Annotated in this window: 15 protein-coding genes and 1 pseudogene; 6 read left to right on the forward strand and 10 right to left on the reverse strand. The window is 63.2% G+C overall.

Annotation, left to right across the window (positions count from 1 at the left end):
• Window position 1: 1 nt before the first annotated feature.
• Window positions 2-976: a Gfo/Idh/MocA family protein gene (locus tag RBR11_RS07250; protein ID WP_308488651.1), complete on the reverse strand. Its 975-nt coding sequence runs from the start codon at window positions 974-976 to the stop codon at window positions 2-4.
• Between the two features lie 99 nt (window positions 977-1075).
• Here RBR11_RS07250 and RBR11_RS07255 point away from each other — a divergent pair, with 99 nt between their 5' ends.
• From RBR11_RS07255 to RBR11_RS18350, 5 genes are all read left to right on the forward strand, one after another.
• The gene (locus RBR11_RS07255) at window positions 1076-1717 is read left to right on the forward strand and encodes a bifunctional 4-hydroxy-2-oxoglutarate aldolase/2-dehydro-3-deoxy-phosphogluconate aldolase (protein ID WP_308488652.1); all 642 of its coding nucleotides are present in this window, start codon (window positions 1076-1078) and stop codon (window positions 1715-1717) included.
• A gap of 1 nt (window position 1718) precedes the next feature.
• Complete coding sequence (locus RBR11_RS07260) at window positions 1719-2336, forward strand: P-loop nucleotide/nucleoside kinase family protein (protein ID WP_308488653.1); 618 nt, start codon at window positions 1719-1721, stop codon at window positions 2334-2336.
• Window positions 2333-3163 (forward strand): sugar phosphate isomerase/epimerase family protein, encoded by an 831-nt coding sequence (locus RBR11_RS07265; protein ID WP_308488654.1) that lies wholly within the window; start codon window positions 2333-2335, stop codon window positions 3161-3163. The genes RBR11_RS07260 and RBR11_RS07265 overlap by 4 nt, the downstream gene beginning before the upstream one ends.
• A complete protein-coding gene (locus RBR11_RS07270) occupies window positions 3160-3951 on the forward strand; it encodes an SDR family NAD(P)-dependent oxidoreductase (RefSeq protein WP_308488655.1) in 792 nt (263 codons plus the stop codon). Before RBR11_RS07265 ends, RBR11_RS07270 begins: the two co-directional genes overlap by 4 nt.
• A gap of 1518 nt (window positions 3952-5469) precedes the next feature.
• Entirely contained in the window at window positions 5470-5607 is a 138-nt protein-coding gene (locus tag RBR11_RS18350; protein ID WP_373889778.1) for a helix-turn-helix domain-containing protein, read from the forward strand.
• 96 nt (window positions 5608-5703) lie between these two features.
• Here the strand turns inward: RBR11_RS18350 and RBR11_RS07275 are convergent, their stop codons facing one another.
• The 7 genes from RBR11_RS07275 to RBR11_RS07305 all read right to left on the reverse strand — a co-directional run bounded on the left by RBR11_RS07275 (window position 5704) and on the right by RBR11_RS07305 (window position 11178).
• Window positions 5704-5943 carry a DUF2188 domain-containing protein gene (locus tag RBR11_RS07275; RefSeq protein ID WP_308488656.1) on the reverse strand — a complete coding sequence of 80 codons (240 nt, stop codon included), beginning with the start codon at window positions 5941-5943 and terminating at the stop codon, window positions 5704-5706.
• Between the two features lie 106 nt (window positions 5944-6049).
• Entirely contained in the window at window positions 6050-6328 is a 279-nt protein-coding gene (locus RBR11_RS07280) for a DUF3892 domain-containing protein (protein WP_308488657.1), read from the reverse strand.
• Window positions 6329-6611: 283 nt separating this feature from the next.
• Window positions 6612-7013: a hypothetical protein gene (locus RBR11_RS07285; RefSeq protein WP_308488658.1), complete on the reverse strand. Its 402-nt coding sequence runs from the start codon at window positions 7011-7013 to the stop codon at window positions 6612-6614.
• A 232-nt stretch (window positions 7014-7245) separates the two neighbouring features.
• Window positions 7246-8130, reverse strand: coding sequence for a hypothetical protein (locus tag RBR11_RS07290; protein WP_308488659.1), 885 nt, complete (start codon window positions 8128-8130; stop codon window positions 7246-7248).
• A gap of 352 nt (window positions 8131-8482) precedes the next feature.
• Complete coding sequence (locus RBR11_RS07295; protein ID WP_308488660.1) at window positions 8483-9412, reverse strand: dCTP deaminase domain-containing protein; 930 nt, start codon at window positions 9410-9412, stop codon at window positions 8483-8485.
• Between the two features lie 2 nt (window positions 9413-9414).
• Complete coding sequence (locus RBR11_RS07300; RefSeq protein WP_308488661.1) at window positions 9415-10263, reverse strand: thymidylate synthase; 849 nt, start codon at window positions 10261-10263, stop codon at window positions 9415-9417.
• Between the two features lie 69 nt (window positions 10264-10332).
• Entirely contained in the window at window positions 10333-11178 is an 846-nt protein-coding gene (locus RBR11_RS07305) for an HAD family hydrolase (protein WP_308488662.1), read from the reverse strand.
• Window positions 11179-11663: 485 nt separating this feature from the next.
• On the opposite strand from RBR11_RS07305, the pseudogene RBR11_RS07310 reads away from it, so the two are divergent.
• Window positions 11664-12840 (forward strand): annotated as a pseudogene (locus RBR11_RS07310) (IS3 family transposase).
• Between the two features lie 485 nt (window positions 12841-13325).
• Here the strand turns inward: RBR11_RS07310 and RBR11_RS07315 are convergent.
• On the reverse strand, window positions 13326-13580 hold the full coding sequence (locus RBR11_RS07315; RefSeq protein ID WP_308488663.1) for a hypothetical protein: 255 nt from the start codon (window positions 13578-13580) through the stop codon (window positions 13326-13328).
• 9 nt (window positions 13581-13589) lie between these two features.
• Window positions 13590-19133, reverse strand: a complete 5544-nt coding sequence (locus RBR11_RS07320; RefSeq protein WP_308488664.1) for an RHS repeat domain-containing protein — start codon at window positions 19131-19133, stop codon at window positions 13590-13592.
• Window positions 19134-19151 lie beyond the last annotated feature (18 nt).

Here is a 19151-nt window from a genome sequence, read left to right on the forward strand (position 1 = left end):
GTCATGGGGTCAGGTTCCCTTCTGAATAGGCGTCCCACACGATCGCCATGGCATCTTCGAGGTCCCTTATGCCGGGTAGTCCCTCGAAACCCTGGTCCAGAGTGTCGGCGACGGCGTCGACGAACCGGTCGTAGAGGGGATCACTGTCCACGTCGATCGTGCGGGTCGCTGTCGCGCCATCCGTGGCTGTGAAGGAGGCCGTCCCGTCGGTCCAGATGCTCGCCACCCCGTTCGGCCCGATCCGCGTGAACGAGCAGTGCCGCTTGAGGGCCGAACCGGGGAATGCGTAGCCCACCTGGATGGTGCAGATCCGGCCGTCGGATGTCGTGAGCGTCAACGACCCGAAGTCTTCGACGCCGCGCCCATGGAGGGCCGACGACAGTGCGGCCGAGACCGTCGCCTCTCGCTGCCCTGCCGATCTCAGGAACATGTCGATGAAATGCGGTGCGAGATTGATGACACAGCCGCCTCCGGAGCGCGATCGCTCCACCATCCAGGGACTGCCGTTGCTCAGATACCGGTCCGGAGGGCCCGCGATGAACTGCGTGCTCTCGTACACGGCCGGGCCCGCCTGCGACAACCACTGCTCGGTGGGCCCGCCTCGCTGCACGAACGTGACCGCGATGGGCACACCGGCAGATTCAGCGGCCGCGCGGACATCGGCGACCTCGCTCCGGGAGACACCTGCCGGCTTCTCCACGACGAAAGGAATCCGCGCATCGATCAGCGCCAGGCACGCCTCTCGCATCTGGTCATGCGGAACGAACACGTAGGCGAGTTCGGCATCAGGGTGCGCCGCGAGCAGATCCTGCCAGCGCCCGTAGACCGGGGCATCCCACAGGTCGGCGTAGCGGCGAGCGCTGCCAGCATCCTCGTCGCTCACCCCTATGACGTCATGACGAACTCCGATCCGCTCCGCGCAGAGCGGAACGTGCCAGTGCGACGGACCGAAGACCATCGTTCGTGCTGGTTTCATGCGGGCTCCCATGATCGGCCACCGCTTCGATGCGGCACCTCTGGACAGTTTTGTCGAAGACTACTATATTGATGTCGAGCGACGATATAAAGGGGTTTCATGAACGCGAAGTTGCGGACGCTGACGAACATCCACTCGACCGGCACTGTTGTCATCGTGCGGCTCGACGACGCAGACGAGGCGCTGCGCGCCTCGCGAGCCGCCATCGAGGGGGGCGTGAGGGCGATCGAGATCACGCTGTCCACCGAGGGCGCCCTCGGCGTCATCGAACGACTTGCGAACAAGTACGGCTCCGAGGTGTCGATCGGAGCAGGCACCGTCATCGACGAGCCGATGGCGTACGCATCTGTCTCCGCGGGCGCCTCCTTCGTCGTGAGCCCGAACCTCAGCCGCGCGATGCTTCGCGCTGCCAACCGATACCAGGTGGTCTCGATCAGCGGGGCGTACTCCCCCACCGAGATCCTGGAGACGGCCGAAGAAGGCGCCGACATCGTCAAGCTCTTCCCGGCGGACGCCGGTCCGGACTACGCCAAGGCGGTGCTCGCACCTCTCTCGCAGATCGCCCTGATGCCGGCGGGAGGCGTCGACGAGCACAACGTCGAGGACTGGTTCGCGGCTGGGGTGTGCGCGGTCGGCGTCGGGAGCAGCATCACGAAGGCGGCGAGACCGGACGGCGACTACGCACGCGTGACGACAGCGGCTCAGCGGTTCCTCGCCGCCGTCGAAGCCGCGCGAGGCTGACATGCCGTTCGCCGTCGCCGTTGTGGGCCCCGCCGGCTCCGGAAAATCGACGGTGGCTCGCGAGCTCGCCCGTCGGTCGTCCGCGATGTATCTGGACAAGGACACCCTGGCCGGACCACTCGTCGAAGCAGCCCTCGCCGCGAGCGGAAACGCAAGCAGCGACCGAGAGAGCAGCGAGTTCTACCGGACCCGGCTCATGCCGTCCGAGTACTCGGCACTCTTCGCAGTGGCCGGCGACAATCTGCGTCTGGGGCACGACGTCGTCCTGGACGCGCCTTTCGCCGCATATCTGGACAGTCCCGACTTCTTCCTCCGGTCGGCCGCCGAGGGCGGTTGGCCGGGCACCGCTTTCTTCACCCTCCGCGTCGTTGCTCCGGAAGCGACCATCAAGGCGCGGCTCATCCAACGCGGTTTGGCACGCGACGCCGTGAAGCTCGGCGATTGGGACACGTTCTGGACCAGATGGGGAACGACCCCGGTCGCCTGGGAGGGCGTACACGTTCTCGATGTGCTGAACGACGACGCCGGCGCGGATGTCGGCACCGTGCTCGAACAGATCCGTGACGCCGAAGGCATCGAAGCGAACACCGACCAACCACCCTCAGGAGAGATCCGATGATCATCAACACCTTTTCCTACCTCTGGTCCAAGACCGCTCCTGAAGCGATCGAGGAACTGGTCGAGAACGGCTACACGACATTCGAGATCCCGATCAGCTCACCGCACTGCTGGCCCGTGGAGATCTCCAGCTCGGAGCGCTCCGCCACCGCTGCACAACTGAACGGATCCGGCGCGAAGATCAGGTCGCTGAATGCCGGCGGTTACGACCTCAATCTGGCAAGCCCGGCCGCGAGCGTGCGACGCCGGAGCATCGAGCACATCGACGCGGTGATCGAACTGGCGACAGAATGGAATGTCCCGGATATCGTCATCTCTCCCGGCACACGACGTCCGATGATCTCGCCTCCGCTCGAAAACGTGTACGGGTGGCTGTACGAGAGCCTGGAAGATCTCGTACCGCGGGCAAAGAAGGCCGGCAAGCGGCTCCTTTTCGAGAACACGCCCTTCTGCTTCACCCCCACGATCGAAGAGATCGCGGCCGTCGTCCGCACCGTCGACGACGACGCCCTCAGGATCGTGCACGACGTCGCGAACGCCGCATACATCGGCGACGACCCGGTCGCGGCGCTGAAGGCGCACCACGAGCTGATCGGGCTCATGCACATCTCGGACACCGGCACGGCCATCTGGGGCCACGACCCCATCGGCACCGGAGTGATCGACTGGGAGGAGCTGGGCCGTGCCGTCGAGTCGAACCTGGGAGTGGAAAACGTCGTCCTCGAGATCATTCGCCAAGAGAACCCTCTCGAGGAGTTCGCGCAGGCGATGCGGGAACTTCCCGCCTTCGGGTGGAACCTAGGAACCCGCGAGGAGGTTGCGCGATGAGAGCTCTCGTCAGCGGCGGAAGCAGCGGAATCGGCGCGGCCACGAGCCTGAGGCTCGCGGAAGCGGCTCTTGCTCGAGGTGAGCAGGCGATGATCGCGGTCTGCGGGAACACATCGAACGCCGGACAGGACGATGTTGTGCGCTCGATCCAGTCGATCGGCGGAACCGCCATCGCCTTGGTGGGTGACCTCGGCGACCCCGACGTGCCGGCGCAGCTCGTTGCAGATGCCGTACGTGAGTTCGGTGGTCTGGACGCCCTGGTGTCGAATGCCGGCATCGCCAAGCCCGGCCCGCTCAAGGACGTCTCTCTCGAAGACTGGGACCGCATGTTCGCCGTCAACCTCCGAGGCGCGTGGCTCCTCGCCAAGGAGAGCCACCAGCATCTGAAGGACAGCCAGGGCGCGGCATGCTTCACCTCTTCGATGTCCGGGCAGCTTCCGCACGCGGGTTCAGGCGCTTACAGCCCCAGCAAGGCCGCATTGACCCTGATGGCTCAGACGTTCGCACTGGAATGGGCACCCGACGGCATCCGAGTCAACGTCGTGTCTCCGGGAATGACTCGTACCGGCATGACCGAGCAGATGTACGTCGATCCCCAGATCAAGAAGGCGCGCGAAGCGATCATCCCGTTGTCGAGGATCGGTGACCCCGTCGACATCGCCAATGTCATCGAGTTCCTCGTCAGCCCCCTGTCGGGTTATGTCACCGGCCAGGACATCTGTGTCGACGGCGGTTTCTCGAAGTCGATACTCAGCCACATTCCCGGACGGCCGAGCTCGAGGTCCTGAAACCCGCGACGCGCGCCCGCTGAAGGGACGTCATCGAATGATGGACATGGACGTGGCTGCTCCACCTCACGGGAGCCCGGCTGGTTTCGATCGAGGCTGCCGCACGAGAGCCATGTGCGCTCACGGGGAAGCATCTGAGATGCTCTCGTGCGCCGAGGCAGCCGTCCGTCGACGCGGCGACTACCATCTCTCACGCCTGCCAGCCGATCAGCCCTTGCCTCGACATGAACCGGTCATCGCCGCAGCAACCTCAGCGACCGCCATCGGCGAGGTGCACGGGACCCGTTGGGGCTATGCCCGGGGATGTCGCGACACCCGAGCCTGCCCGAACTGGCGCCGAGGCGCGATGACCTGCTCCGAAGCACGACGGCGGTACTTCCAGACGTACACGTCACGCCGTGCTGCCGGCGCTGGGACGCCAATCGAGCACGGTACCTCGAACGGGTACCTGCTGGGATGCCGCGACCGTCGCACGTGCCCGGGAGACGACTCCGGCAGCACGTGCACGGACGCACGGACGCAGTATCGAACGCAATTGGCGCGGGCCGCCGGGATCGAGCCGCGCGTCGCGCCCGTCGATGCCCAGGTCGCTGCAGTGAAGGTGCGGGAGCTGTGCGCACTCGGGTTGTCGATCCGACGCATCGCCGCGCTCACCGGTTGCGGACGCACGACGATCGGCGATCTCGCTGGAGATGGGAAGTCCACGAGGACCCGCATTACTCCTGAGACGCTCGAACGCATCCTCCATCTCGATGTGACGTCAATCATTGGAGTCGATGCTCCGCCGACCGCACCCTCAGGAGCCCTGGAGAGAGCGTCCTGATCGATCCCAAGCTCCGGGCAGGCTGCAGTCCAAGGCTGAGTGATGGCAGCCTGCCCGGCACCCTTCAATAGCCCCGGTGACACCTGGCGTCTCTTGACCGCGGGCCGGGAGACTCGGAGTCCGGTGGATTCCGAGGCGTGTTCAACTGTTCGTGGCTTCTGCACGCCACCGCGCGCCGCAATCCGATGCTGCGCGCGGACCTCAGCGCGCGTCGTGGAGCTCCGCCGAACGGAACACCTCGTAGCAACCAGGAGCAACTGCGCAGGCGATTCCAGATCACGTCGTTCGGGCGAATAAACGGACACGATCTTCGCCGAGGACCAGCGAGCCTTCGACGAAAATACCCCCGAGATCCGCGTGATTCCGCGGTTCTTCGGGGGCTTTCTGTAGACCTTGTCGACCTCTATTCAAAAAACTCCGACGGCACCAACGTCACACCTGAACAACAGAGGTTGTGGGCGCTTCAGGCCAGTGCTGACGCAGGTTGCCCGTCGGTCTCGCAACATCACCCACGTCCGATCCCACGTCGGCTCGGCACCGAAGTCTGTGCCGAGATCATCAGTCGCTACTCCTCCGGGGAGACCGCGAAGGCCCTTGCAGAAGAGCTCGGTATTGCCCGTAACTCGGTCCTGAATCTACTTCGTGAGAGCAGGGTCGTGGTGCGACGCCAACCGCCGACTCTCGAACAGCAACGAATGTTCGCGCGCGAGTATGAGGAAGGCATCACCCTAGCCAAGCTCGTGGACCGACACCACATCTCCTACGGCGTCATCCGAAGAGCACTCATTGACGCGGGAGTGCAAATGCGCGCACGTGGCGGGCGGACGGTCTAGTCAGGCTGAGACTTCGAGCGGCCCCGCCTATCTCCGTCGATGCATGACCAAGGCCGGAGCACACGCCATCTTTGTGTGCTCCGGCCTGGGCAGTCGTCAGCCCTTGACGTTGCGCGGGTCGTTGCCGGGCGCGATCGTGTCCTTGGCACGGATCTGTCCGTCACGTCCGTGCGTCAGCATCTCACCGCCGCCGGCGTTGCCGATGATGTCGCGCGCGCGAGCCTGAGCCTTTGCCTGCGTGTCGGTATGCGCAGATGCTCGCTGCGCATCGCCCGCCTTGACATCCCAGCCGCCCTTCGGGTTCGGCACCACGTGCCTGTCGTTGGAGTTAGTCATTTGAAATCACCTCCTTCCATCCAAAGCGATTGCGTGGATTGAGTAGGGGAACAAATGCGGGGAGAGCGCACGAGATGAGCGCTTTCCCCGCATCGCGACCCGACGATCAGATGTTGGGCAGATCGTCCAGGTTGTTACGCGAGGTGTTGTCGCGGTCGGTCCTCAGGTACTTGCCGTTGGTGCCCTGCACGACACGGATCCAGGTGGAGCCAGTCGGCCAGGGCACGTAGTACTGATGAGCGCCGGACTCGATATCGCGGATGCAGTCTGCGGTCGAGCGAACCGACCAGGTCTGAGTCGGGTTGCCGAGACCGATGATGTTGCCGTAGCGGTCCTTGCGGGTGTGAGTGACGGGCCTGTTGGCCATGTTGAGATTCCAATCCATGTAGCGATGCGACGACCTTGCTGGCGTCGCGTGATACGGCCGGCACGTGCGCAGATTTGAGGCACCGGACTTCCTGAGCGGATCGCCCGCTTCAGGTGCGAATCACGCCCTCCTTTCGGGCAGAGACGAGCCCGAAAGGGGGAAGCTCATAGAGAACTTCGCTACGATTGGCAACGCATCGCTATGCATTTCAATCGCCTTCGGGCGGCCGGCCTGGATCCGTTGCAGCGGGTTCAGGCCGGACTTCTTTCGTGGGCCACATCCATGGGAAGAGCCCGGGATCTCAGTCGTCTTCAGGGCTCTCCTCCTTCCGAGTGCGGCGGCTCCCGATCGGACGACCGGGCACTTTCAAGTCGATGATGAGCATCCCGTCTTCGATCCGGGGCTCCCAGCGAAGCGACTCGGAGTTGGGAATCCCGTAGTAGTTCGTGAACGCCGTTCCAGACACGACTGCTGACGCTCCTTGCTGGTCCGCGACGCGAACGCGATGACCGTCAGCCGGATCCTCAGCGGCACGGATACCGATCAGTCGCTCGTCCTCGTCGTAGAGCAGATCGACAAACTCCGGCGAGCCGATCCTTGCATACGCCGCCTGGTTGATCGAGATGATCCCCCGCGCTTGGATCGTCACGTTCGGCGTGCGGCCGAGCACTGCTCTGGACTTGCCAAACTTCTCGAACGCCATGCCTCCACCTCCTTTGCGAAGTCGTTGACTCCAGTGTACAACCACCCACCGACATTAATCGGGGGCGCCCAAGAAATTCTCGTTGCACCTTCTGCGCGTGAACCACCGCTTCAGTCAACACGTTCACCGTCGCTGCCTCCGCGACGCATCAGTGTGGGCGCTCCGCGAGCCCTAAGCGTCGGCGCTGCGCGCGCAACACCTGCTGAGGTAGCCCACGGCGACCAGGTCGTGTTCAGGACTGGCGTCGGATTGGAGGCTCGAAGTCCGCGGTCCACCGCTCTGCAAGCTGACCGCTGTTCAGACCGAACTGCACAAGGTTCTGCCGAACGGTATCGGTGTACCTATACCCATCGGCGATCGACACAGCGGCGGCGAAGCCTCGAATCGCCTCGCGAAACTGCTCGAGTTTGCCGAAGGTCATCGCGCGAGCGCCAGCACGTGGCACTGCGTCCCACATCGGCCGCTTTGACCGATGTATAAGGACTGGCAATGCGGTGCGCGCCGGCTCGGGATACTCCGACTCAAACCAGTCCATCGAATGGCTGAGCTGTTCCAAGTTCCCACGCGACACTTCGGCCGCTACAGCCTCGCTCTTGGCCTCGACGACCCAGTACCTATCCGCGCCGACGGCCCACAAGTTGTCCGGCCCCCGCCCGGTCTCCTTGTCAGGCCGAGAGGAGCCGAACCCGAGCAGCGTGCCTAGCCGTTCGAACGCAGCTTCAAACTTCTCGAAGGTTCCCTGTTGAGCAACCGGTATGAGGTCACTAAGGAGCGCGTCTACCCCGACCTGCAGATTCCGCGAGGTCGAGTACTCCCGGCTCAGTGCTGCCGAGCACGCCTCCGCCTGGATTCCGACTGCCGTGATACGGACACTGCGGACATCGTTGGGGACCTTCAGGATGTAGTTGTTATCGATCCGAGCTGACTGCTGGAGCGCCCTTGCGCTGACAGGATCGACGGCATGTAGGTACGCAGCGGCGCGTTGTTTGAGCCAGCCGAGAAAGCGAGCGTCCGGGATGGAATCGAAAGCGGCGTTCAGCGTGGACTTCGCGTCCTCGAAGCGGCCGGCAAGAGCATTTTCGAACGCATTGCGCTCCGCGACAGCAACAGCGGACACTTCCAGGAGCGGCTCGTAGACGACATCCTCCAGTGCACTCTTACTGGTCTGAACCCAGGCAGGATTTATTAGCTGGATTGCATCGGCGGCGCCAAGAGTAAGTCAGAAGACGCGGAAAGCCGTCCCGATTGCGATCCACCGTCGGCTACTCGGAAGCATGGTCGTTACGTTCGAGTACGAGATCGCAGTGCACAACCGTTCTCGCTCCTCCGCTGTGGAACGCACAGATCTCAACCTGAAGGCCGCAGCCAACTTCAAGGGCAGCAATCGCCCCTCACAAGCTCGGATGCAGCAGTCCATGCCCGATGAGCGCGGGTAAATCCGCACCCGGGGTTACGGCAGCTGCGGATGCTTACCGGCGCCGGGACTTAATCACCGCCACCACAACAGCAATCAATCCGCCTATCGCTGCGACCGCGTAGACGGCGCCGCTCGCAATCACGGATATTTTCCCTATAACGGAATCGCCTTCCAAGGCCGCTTTCATCCAGCTGGGGAAGTTTCCGACCACAATCCCCAGAATTGTCACTGCGATCAAATAGACGCCGAAGAGAACAACTGTGTTTGTGGCCGACTCAATGCGATCTAGCCGCTTGTCGTAGTCCTCAACCGTCGATACGGCCTTGGTAACACGGGCATCTATATCTTCAACATTAACCCTCAGATCGCGAACTGACCGAAAGAAGGCGAGTCCCGCATCGTTCTGTCGATCCTCAGAGAGCAAGGAGTCTGCGAGGCTATCGAAACCAATGCTGCGCACTTCTCGCCGCATTTGCTCGGGGACAGTGGGTATCTTGGTGAATTGTACGGCCGCCAAGGAATCCACTCCGGGACGAAAGACAATTGTGGCGGGACCGACGTTTGCAACAATAAAGCGCAACCGATCGGCGCCCGGGGAGAACCATTCCCCGGAGGTGCTCCGCCTAAGACCATAGCCCGGGTCGACAATCATTCCGGTCAGCAAAAGCAAGCCCTTTGCCGACAGCGCAAACTTCGCCCCGATAGTACCAGTCAGGTCCCAGCCAAGTTGAAGTTTCTCTTCGGACGAGAAGAAGGCCGACTGCCCTGGCTGCAAAAGCACTTCGGCGTTGTGAAACTCACCTTCCCGAAACACGCGCCCGACTCGCCCATCTTCACCCGGCAAAACCATTAGGTCGCGGGCAACCCGGATGTCGTACCCCGAGGAGCGAATCTGTGATGAATCCCACGTACCTGGGACAAAGATCTTTCCGGTCTCCAATGCTCGATGGAGATCAAGTCCTGCGAGGATGCTCGAACTCATTCCTATCGTCCCGGTCTCGCATGCGCGTGTTCGAGCAATATCCCTTTGGCCACAGTATTAAACTCGAATTCACAACTTGACGTCGCTATCGATTTCAACCTGTCACTATCACCAGCCTCGGCCGCTTCGCGAATCTCGGCCTCAATCTGGATAAGTTCATCACGAACGGCGTAGCCCCTGCCCCTGGGCAGCGGAGGGAGCGCTAGCGTCTGCACACCTTTGTCGATCGTCTGCTTCGCTTTCTCGACCTCGTTACTGTAAATATGATAGGTGCCAGAGAAGTGAACGTACTCACCAACGTCGAGCGACAGTTCTGAAGCGAGAAAATGCTGAATGGTTGAGAAAAGGAAAACATCGTAAGGGAGCACAGTCAACGCCTGTTGGGCGCGCATGACTGTCAGGAAGGAAAGAGCTCCGTTCCGGACAAACAGCTGGATGCCAGCGGCACACGGGTACTCAATCCGCTCATTAATATTGTCGGCAGCATCGATGATCGCGGCGAACGTCCGCCGTGACGAGGGATCCACACGTAGCCGCTCAACGATGTGCTCGAGCTGATCCACCTGAAGGGTCGCACCACGAAGGCGCCGCCCAAACGCGCCACACATGGTCAGCCCATCATCAGAAAAGTCCCGAGCCGCCTCACGGTAATATGCGAGCGTTCCTAGGTCTTCGCGCCCACCAAGGGTCCAGGCCAACAGTCCGATGCAGTACGCAACATGTGTTGGTATCACCGGCCCCAAGACTATTTTTGGGACCTCAGAAGTGAATCTGATCTGGTAGGCGGTTAGCTCGATCCATGGCCTATCCCCTCGACCGAAATTTGATGCCTTTGACTTCGCACCGAGCACGGACGGGACCTCGGCGCCGCGCGACAGAAGATCCTCAAGGCCACACTCAAAACCCTTTTCCAACTAGCCTCATCCCTCCGAATCAGACGGTGCAACGAATCGCCATGGGTTCTCTCGATCTGCGGCTTGCATTTCGTTCAAGGTCCAGGCAACACCATCTTCGTCGCTGGACGGTGCGACGATATCGGCCACGCCGGCGAGCGCAGAAGACTCACGCCCAATTGCAACGCCTACAGTGGCGTCGCGAAGAAGGTCAACGTCATTGTCCATATCTCCGAAGGCTACTACTGAGACGTTTCTAAGCTCCATGGAACGAAGCAGCTTCTTTACAGCGTTCCCTTTGGTTGCTCGACGAGCGCTGATCTCGATAAGCCCGCTTGCACTCGAGGTGACCGTAATCGGCAGTTCCGCCTCAAGGTGCTTCAGGTCAGCTGTAGCAGCGCCGGTCACCAAGATGCACATGCAGGTCAGTGAAGGCATATGCGCGGCCTCTAGCTGGAATATGGAGAGGCGATGACTATTCGCTCCCTTCCTCCACGGACCGGACCAGCTTGGATCGCTAAGCCGCCAGCCAGGACTCGCGTATCGCTGGTCAAAGTAGTCCAGAGCGATCGAAGCGCCTGGGGCTGCTTCGCGCACCCGGCTAACAATCTCTCGAGAAAGTTCGACCGGGAGCGACATCCGAACCCAGTTACGACTTCCGTGGGGATTGTACGTGAGTGCGCCGTTTTGGCAAACAATCGCACTAGTGCTTCGGAATGAAGTAGCGATCGGCATGGCGTCGTCAAATGGGCGGGCCGTCGCAATGACAAACAGGCAACCGTCGTTCGTCACTCGATCGATGGCTTCGATCGTGGACTCGCTGATGATGCCGTCCGAACGAGTAAGCGTTCCATCAACGTCCGACACGATCACTTCGACATCGAAGCCGGGCCGCCGATCCGGCCGAGAGCTGGGTTCCAAGTTCGAAGGGACCGTCATCCTATCGAACATTATGACGAAGCTCCGGTCATTTGCCAAGCAGCCCCGTCGGTACTCCCGGAACGCTGCTGCTCCGCGCTCTCGAGGGTTATCGCCATCCGATTTCCCTCCGCCTGAGATGTCATGATGGTACCAGTACCGACGCCGCTGGGACCAGGCTGGAGGCAAGCTATCGCATCCTCTCCCAGCGCGTTCACGTGACGCAGAGCGCGGTCGCGTCGTTCCTACAAGCAAGCTGACGAAGAACTCCACGTCCTATACGACCAGGACTACCCCTACCGTTATCAGGCGACCTACGTGTGCGCTGCTGCATGCATGCTGTCGCGTTGGGTTCTCGCGCGCCTAACTGAGGGCGTGAGGAATGAATCGGTGACAACTGATCGTTAGTGCTGGGAGGCGCTGGCGGGGAGGATGTCATCATGCCCGGTCCATACCCCAAGGAGTTCCGCGAGGACGTTGTCGCGGTCGCTCGTAGCCGTGAGAGCGGCGTCACCATCAAACAGATCGCGACCGACTTCGCGATCAGCGAAGCGACGCTGCTGAACTGGCTCCGCCAAGCCGAGGTCGAGGAGGGCAACCGTCCTGGCCAGACCGCTGCTGATGCCGCGGAGGCTCGGGAGTTGAAGAAGCGGATCCGGTTGCTCGAGCAGGAGAACGAGGTGCTTCGGCGTGCGGCGGCGTATCTGTCGCAGGCGAACCTAAAGCTCGGTGGCTCCCCCAAATGACGTACCCGCTCGTGTCTGAGCTCGCCGCCGCGGGGATCCCCGTGACGGTGTCGTGTCGGGTTCTCAAGCTCGCGAGACAGCCTACTACCGGTGGCGCAACGACCCGGTCCGGGATGCGGATGTGCTCCGCGCGTATCGGATCAACGCGCTCCACGACGCGCACCACGACGACCCGACGTTCGGGTACCGATACCTCGCCGATGAAGCGCGGCGTGCGGGGTGGCGGATGAGTCGCCGGACGGCGTGGAAGCTGTGCTCTCAGGCTGGGATCCTCTCGTCCGCGCAGCCCCGGCGGCGCGGGAAGGGCAAGAAGGCCGGCCCACCGGTGTTCGACGACCACGTGCAACGGGTGTTTCGCGCCGACGCCCCGAACCGGCTCTGGCTCACCGACATCACCGAGCATCGGACGGGCGAAGGCAAGCTCTACTGTTGCGCGATCAAGGACGTGTTCTCGAACCGCATCGTCGGCTATTCGATCTCGGATCGGATGACCGCGAAGCTTGCCGTCGACGCCGTCCGAGGCGCCGTCGCCACACGCGGCGAGATCGCCGGATGCATCCTGCATGCCGACAGGGGCAGCCAGTTCCGCAGCAGGGCCATGGCCCGCGAACTGCGGCGCCACGACATGGTCGGATCGATGGGCCGTGTCGGCGCGGCGGGAGACAACGCCGCCATGGAGTCGTTCTGGTCACTGCTGCAAACGAACGTGCCCAACCAGCAGCGGAGGACGACCGGGCAGGAGCTGCGGCTCACGATCGTGGTCTGGATCGAGCGGAAATACCACCGTCAACGAGCGCAGGACGCCCTCGGCGGCTTGACGCCGATCGAGTTCGAAGCCAAGCTAACCGAGCCGCTCACACTCGCGGCCTAAACCGAATCTGTCACCAGTTCGTTCCTCACGCCCGTCCAGTTTTCAAGCGCCGCCGATACGATCAACCCCGCCGGTGCCGGCATCGACGATCACGGCGGTGTGGGTGAGGACATGCGTGTCGACGCCGATGACGACATCGACCACATCGGTCAAACTGTTCATGCGTTCTTCTCTTTTGCCAGGACGTGGCGTGGATCCCTGTCCGGGTCGGAGAATCGGCAGGACTGTGATGGACACGACGGACGCCGCTAACGTCCGCCGGTCAAGCTGCTGATCAGGCCAGTCACTCCACTCGGGCCGGGGGCCGGCGACCCCGAGCGGACAAGTCCCGCCAAAGGCACGAAGCCAGTCAGCCGAAGGGTCATGCTCGAGATCACCGACCACAGCCCAGCACCATCAGGCTGCGAACGCCATCCTCACAGTCAGCCGACCAGTGGGCACGGAGGAGTTTGTGGTTCTCGAGATACGTGTGATCGGTAGCCGCGCTATTGCCAACCGGCGATCATGCCGACAACCGAAACACAAACCGCGTATATTCCCATGAGAATCGCAATCGATGCAATGACAATGACCCAGAAGAGAACACCAGCCCGTTCGACAATATCACCCACCTGCCGTCCGAATTTTGCTCTGAAAACATTCACTTGAGAGTGCGCGATTCTCTTCCGGAACTTGAAGGCAAGGAGACCAGATACGACGAGTAATACACCGACAATCCCATTCGCAACAATCTGAACCATCGTCACTACCTACCAAGACAATCCGATATATCCCGAGCAGCCGAGGCCTAGTCCGATTTCTCCCCCGGCACCCATGAAGTATGGTGGCCCATTGAGCTCGGTGCCACCCGAAACATACACCCCCGCTCCGAGCGCGGCGCTGCAGGTTGCTCCGATCCAAGGCCCGGGGTGAGTCTCGGTCGTCACACCCACATCAACCGTGAGCGCAGCTTTTGGGCCGGCGCCAATGGCAATAGAGCCATGACCACCCTCGCTAAGCTGAACCATACCGCACGCGATCAAGCCGCACGTTGATAGCGACACGCCGACCGAGTCGCCGTCGTGGTGCTCCCACTCAAACAAGGGTCCCCACCCGGGCTTTATCGGGTCATGAATCCCCCAGTTGAACGGAGATTGAGGCGCCTGCTTTCCCAGCGCAGGGGCCGGCAGCAATGGCGCGTGCCACCCGGGAGCTGTGGGCCGTTGGAGCTTCGGAGCCAGGACGCCATCCCACGCAGTCTCGATTTGCCCTCTCATCGCATCCACGATCTCGGTGATGCTGTTGACAGATCCGCGTTGAACACGATCCCCGTAATCGTCCGACCCAAGAGGCTTCAGGCCGCTCGGATCCCACCACGTGATCGGGTTGTTGCTCGAGTATGCGTAGCCGATGTTCTGCTGCGGAAGCTTCGCGTCAACCACCGGATCAACTGCCGTGAACTTGCCCAAAAGATGGTCATATGTTCTCGCTCCGATCGTCGTGAGTTTGGTCGACGCGGTGACGGGCTTACCGAGGAATCCGGTGCCGTCGGACCAAACTCCGGTCACACCTCCGAGTGGAACGCCGAAGGGATCGCGGTATTGGCGGGTGGTAGTGCCGGTTTTGGCGTCGGTTTGGGTGTCGACGGTGCCGTCCAGAGTGCTGAACAGCCACGTCATTGTGGTACCTGTTATGCCCGTGGTCGCGGACCTCTCCGCGACAGGCTTGCCGCTTGCCGCGGAGTATGTGCGCACGGCCGAGGTTACGGTCGAGCCCGCAGGTTGGGTGAGCGTGGTTTCGCCAAGGAGGAGGGCTGCCCCTTCTGCTGTGGAGACGCGGAGAAGCAAAGATCCGTCGGGGTTGTAGACGTTTGTCTGCGTCGTCGATCCTGTGACGACCTTCGAGACCTTGCCGACCTCGTTGAATGTGAGCGTCTGTCCGGGACGGCCGGTCTGGTTACCAGCCGAATCGTAGGAATACGTGCCAGAACCCAGATCGACAGGGCCGGTGATGGTTCCGACCGCGTGCGGGCGTGTGGCTCCCGTGGCCGGGTAGCCGTAAGTTGCGACCGAGGCCACGCCCATCGAGTCATGGTAGATCAACCCGGTGCGGTTGCCGGTCTGGGTGTCGTAGGTGTAGTCGTTCCACATCGGGGCGATACCACCCATCGCACTGGCGGAGGGTGTGGTCGCACAGGTGGAGGACGCGTTGGGCGTCCATGCGCGGGTGAGTTCGCGGAGCCCGTCGTAGTTGTAGCAGGTGGTCTGCGTGCCCACGGTGGGAAGCACCGAATTCACGGTAGAGGAGGTCACGTTCCCGACCTTGTCGCGCGTATATGCGCGGTCTGCGACGTAGTGTCCGGAGCCGCCGAAGACGGCGTTGTCCGTGATCTGCAGCACGTCACCGGTGGCTCCGTCGTATCCGTAGGTGGAGAAGGCGCTGGTGGTGCCGTTGTTCCGGTTGAACTGGGATAGCTGCCCGATCGGTGTGTAGACGGTGTTCGCGAGGATTCCGGTGTATCCGCTGAGCCCGGACAGGCGTCCCCACGAGTCGTAGGAGTATCGGAGATTCTCGGCGGGCAGTCCTCCGACGGCGGGGAATTGCGCGAGCAGCAGGGTCGAGTCGACGTTGTAGTAGATCGTTTTCGTGAACGAGGTCCCCCCGAAGGCCGGCGCATCTGACGGCAACGACACTGTCGTCTTGGTCGGGTTGCCTGCCGCGTCGTAGGAGCCCACGGTCGTCTTATACGCCTTCCCGGGGATGCCGGGGATGCCAAGAGCTCCGGACCCCGAGTCGGTATAGGTCGTGGATTCGGTGACGAGGCCCTTCTTCACGGTGTCGTATGTCCAGGACGCGAGCAGCGGTCCGAGGGTGTCCCCGGAGAACATCTTGGTCTTGCGGTTCAGCTCGTCGTAGGTCGTGGTGATCAGCTGCCCGCGCGCGTCGGTCGTCGAAGTCATGTTCCCGGCGAGATCGTAGGTCGCGGAGGAGGTGCCGGAGTCGGGGTCTTTCTGCCCGACGCGGTGGCCGAGGAGGTCGTACGTCCAGGTCCAGGTGTTGCCGGCGGGGTCGAGCATGCTGGACATACGCCCGGCACCGTCGTACCCGTAGGTTGTCGCCTGGCCGGTGCCGCTGATCGCCCCGGTCAGGTACTGGGTCAGTTTCGTCTTCTGCCCGAGCGCGTTCGTGAACGTGCTGGCCGCGGTGCCCCCCGTCGGCGGGACCGTATCCACCCGGTCCGCACCCAGGTACGCGTTCGTCGTCCGTGACACCTCGGTGCCGGTCCCGTTCAGGACGCTGGTGAGCGCTCGGCCGACGGCATCGTACGTTGTGATGACCTGCGAGGGCACGTTGCTTTCACTGGTCGGGGTGAAGAACGCCGTGCTGGGGGTGACGGAGGACGTCCAGTACTCGTTGTCGACGAAGTAGCTGCGGCCTTGGTCGTCGTAGTTCGTGGTCTTCACGACGGTGCCACCGCCACCGGCGAGCGATTGCGTCTGCACGGAACGGGCGAGCCCGTCGTACAGCTCATAGCTGGTGACGGTGCCACCGCCGGTGCGCTTGTCGGTCTTCACCGCGTTCGGGGCGGTCTGCGACAGCGTGTACGTGTACGCCATTGACGGGGACGTCGGGTTCGTGGCTTTGGGGACCAGGGGCAGCCAGACCTGGCTGGTGCGGCCGAGTGCATCGATCGACACATCCGTGCGCGATCCGTTCGGATCGACGACCGATGTCACCGCTCCTGTGGACTCGTCATACGTCGTGGTCGTAACCCACGAGAACGGGGCTGTGTTCGTCGTCGTCGTGCTCGTTACTGGCAGCGTCGTCGCCGGGGTGTACGCGGTGGTCGTGGTGTGGCCGAGCGGGTCGGTCTTCACCAGGGAACGCCCGAGCGCGTCATAGGTGGCAGATCCGGTATCCGTCCAGTGTGCCGTGGCCCCGTCATACCGGTCCAGAGCCTGCGTGGAAGTTGCCAGTCCCCGGGTCGGTGCGGCTCCCCAGGTGCCGCCGTCATAGGTGGTCTTCACGTCGCTGACGAGGTCGGTCGGCATCACTGCGCTGCCCGCGTTCGGGCACGACACCGCCAGGGTCCGCACTTCACTAGGCAGCCCGATCACCCAGGCCGTCGTATTCGCCGCTGCGTATGTGGTCGTCGTGCACGTCGACCCCGCATCGGAGGGCACCTTCGAAACCGTCAGCGGGTACCCGTACGTATTGTCGAACGTCGTCGACGTCGTCAGAGTCCGGTTGCCCCCCGTAGAGAGCGGCTCAGTCGTGACGGTCGTACCCACGGCGGTGAACCGGGCCTGGCGGGTGCCGTCGTTCGAGGTCACCGGTGACGCCCAGGGGGTGCTCACGAGGTCGGTCATACTGGCCCCGCTAACACCGGCGAGGGTCTGCTGCCGGTACGTCTGCCCGCCGAACCACCGGTCGTCCGGGATCGTCGTGCCCGTCACAGTGACCGTCTTCGTGCCGCCGGACGTGCTGGCACGGTCGCCGTTCATGCCCTGGTAGTAGGTGTACTTGGACACCTTCTGATTTGCCGGGGCGGCGGGGGCGCCTTCGCGGACTTCGACGGTGTCGACGCCGGCGAAGATGTTCCAGCTGCGCGCGTTCGCGACGGTCAGTGGGGAGTCGTTGTACCGCCACCGGGGGGTGCCGTAGAAGTACTGGGTCTGCTTCGTCTTGCTAAGTGGTCCGCCGGTGCGCGGGTCGACGATGATCGAGGCCACCGGGTACTTGTGGAACAGATCCTGACGCCCGCCTACCGGGATCGACCCTTGCGGCACCCACCATTCCGGGAAGCACCAGTTCGTGTTGTTCGGCAAGTCTGCCAGGATCGCGGAGGCCTGCGCGGGAGTGCACTGCTGCCCTTGGTAGTTGACGCTGATCACCGCGCCGAGGCTGGTCTGGATCGAGCTGAGCCGCCATTTGTCCAACGGGGCGAGCCCGTCGATCACCCACACCCGGTTCTGCATGGTCGTGCCGGAGAACACGGTCGCCGGTTCGACGATCGCCGCCTGCCCTGCCGCGGTCCCGGTGCGCTGCACCTGGGTCAGCCACAGCGCAGGTGAGGTGCCGTCCCCGGGGGCGGGGAAGGAGTGCGACAGCGCCCACGAGTTCACGGTGGAGTAGGCACCCGAGACGAGGACCTGTGCGTCGACCTTGGTCAGGTTCGCGTTGGTGAAGAAGCTCGGCCCGATCTGCGACGCCGAGCAGGACGTCCCGGTGCAGAGCTGGTCGAACGGCACGTCCGGGTACGCCGACGGCGTCGCCGGCATGGTCGCGTTGTCGAGCGTTCCGGTGGTGCAGGTCGCCCCGGACGCGTCGCTGCAGCGGCCACGGGAGTCGTAGGTGAAGTTCACCCGGAAGCCGGCCGCGTTCGCCCCGTACACGTTGCTCGCGCGCAGGCCGTACTCGATTTTGGACAGCACCCCGCCACGCTGGTAGGTGGTGGCCCCGGATCCGCCCTTGGCGTACTTGTTCGTCTCGGCCGTGTAATAGAGGGCCTCGGCGTTGCCGTGCACGTCGACGACGTAGTCGAGGTTCCACCGCCACGCCTGCATGCACGACGACGTCGCGAACGTGCCCGTGTTGCACGGCTCCCCCGGGTCGTTCCCATACACCGGCACCGTCCACGTCGAGTTCGTCGTGGCCTGCCCGGAGGACCAGCCCGGCAGCTGGTTCAGTCCGAAGAAGTACTGGGTGCCGTCGGTGGTGGTCATCTTCCAGCAGTCCGTCGACACGGTCCCGTTGGCCTGGCAGCCCTGCGCAGTGCCGGTCAGGTGCTCGAACCGGGTCCCGTCGTCGTGCTCGAGCCGCCACTTCCCCGACGTGGAGTCCTTCACCAGCGGGCCGGAGTGGCCGGCGAAAGACACGGTCGCGTTGTCCGACTTCCAACACAGGTCGCCGGAGGTCGTCACGGCGCCGGTCGGGCCGTCGTCTTTCGCGCACGGGACGTAGCTGCGCTCCACGAACCCGGATGCGGACAGATCCCACCCCTCACCGACCGCGGAGGTCTGGTTGTTCGTCGACGCGGTCTCCCCGTCGACGGACTGGGAGTTGTACGACAGGCCCAGCTTCGGTGCGGGCCCCGCCCCGGGGGAGGTCACCGGCATGTCATACGTCCAGGTGAACGCGCCCGTCTGCTCGGCCACGTTCCACGACGACGAGCCCTTCAACGGGGTCGCCCCATACGAGCCGGTGCCGTCCGCGGAGGACGACGAGGCGGTCGCGACAAGAAGCATCGGCTGCGCCGACACGGTCGGGGTCAACACGGTCGCGTCCGTCGTCTTCGCCGACGCGACCGACACGGGCTTGCTCTTCTTCGC

Source organism: Microbacterium capsulatum, assembly GCF_030865425.1.
Classification (GTDB): Bacteria; Actinomycetota; Actinomycetes; order Actinomycetales; family Microbacteriaceae; genus Microbacterium; species Microbacterium capsulatum.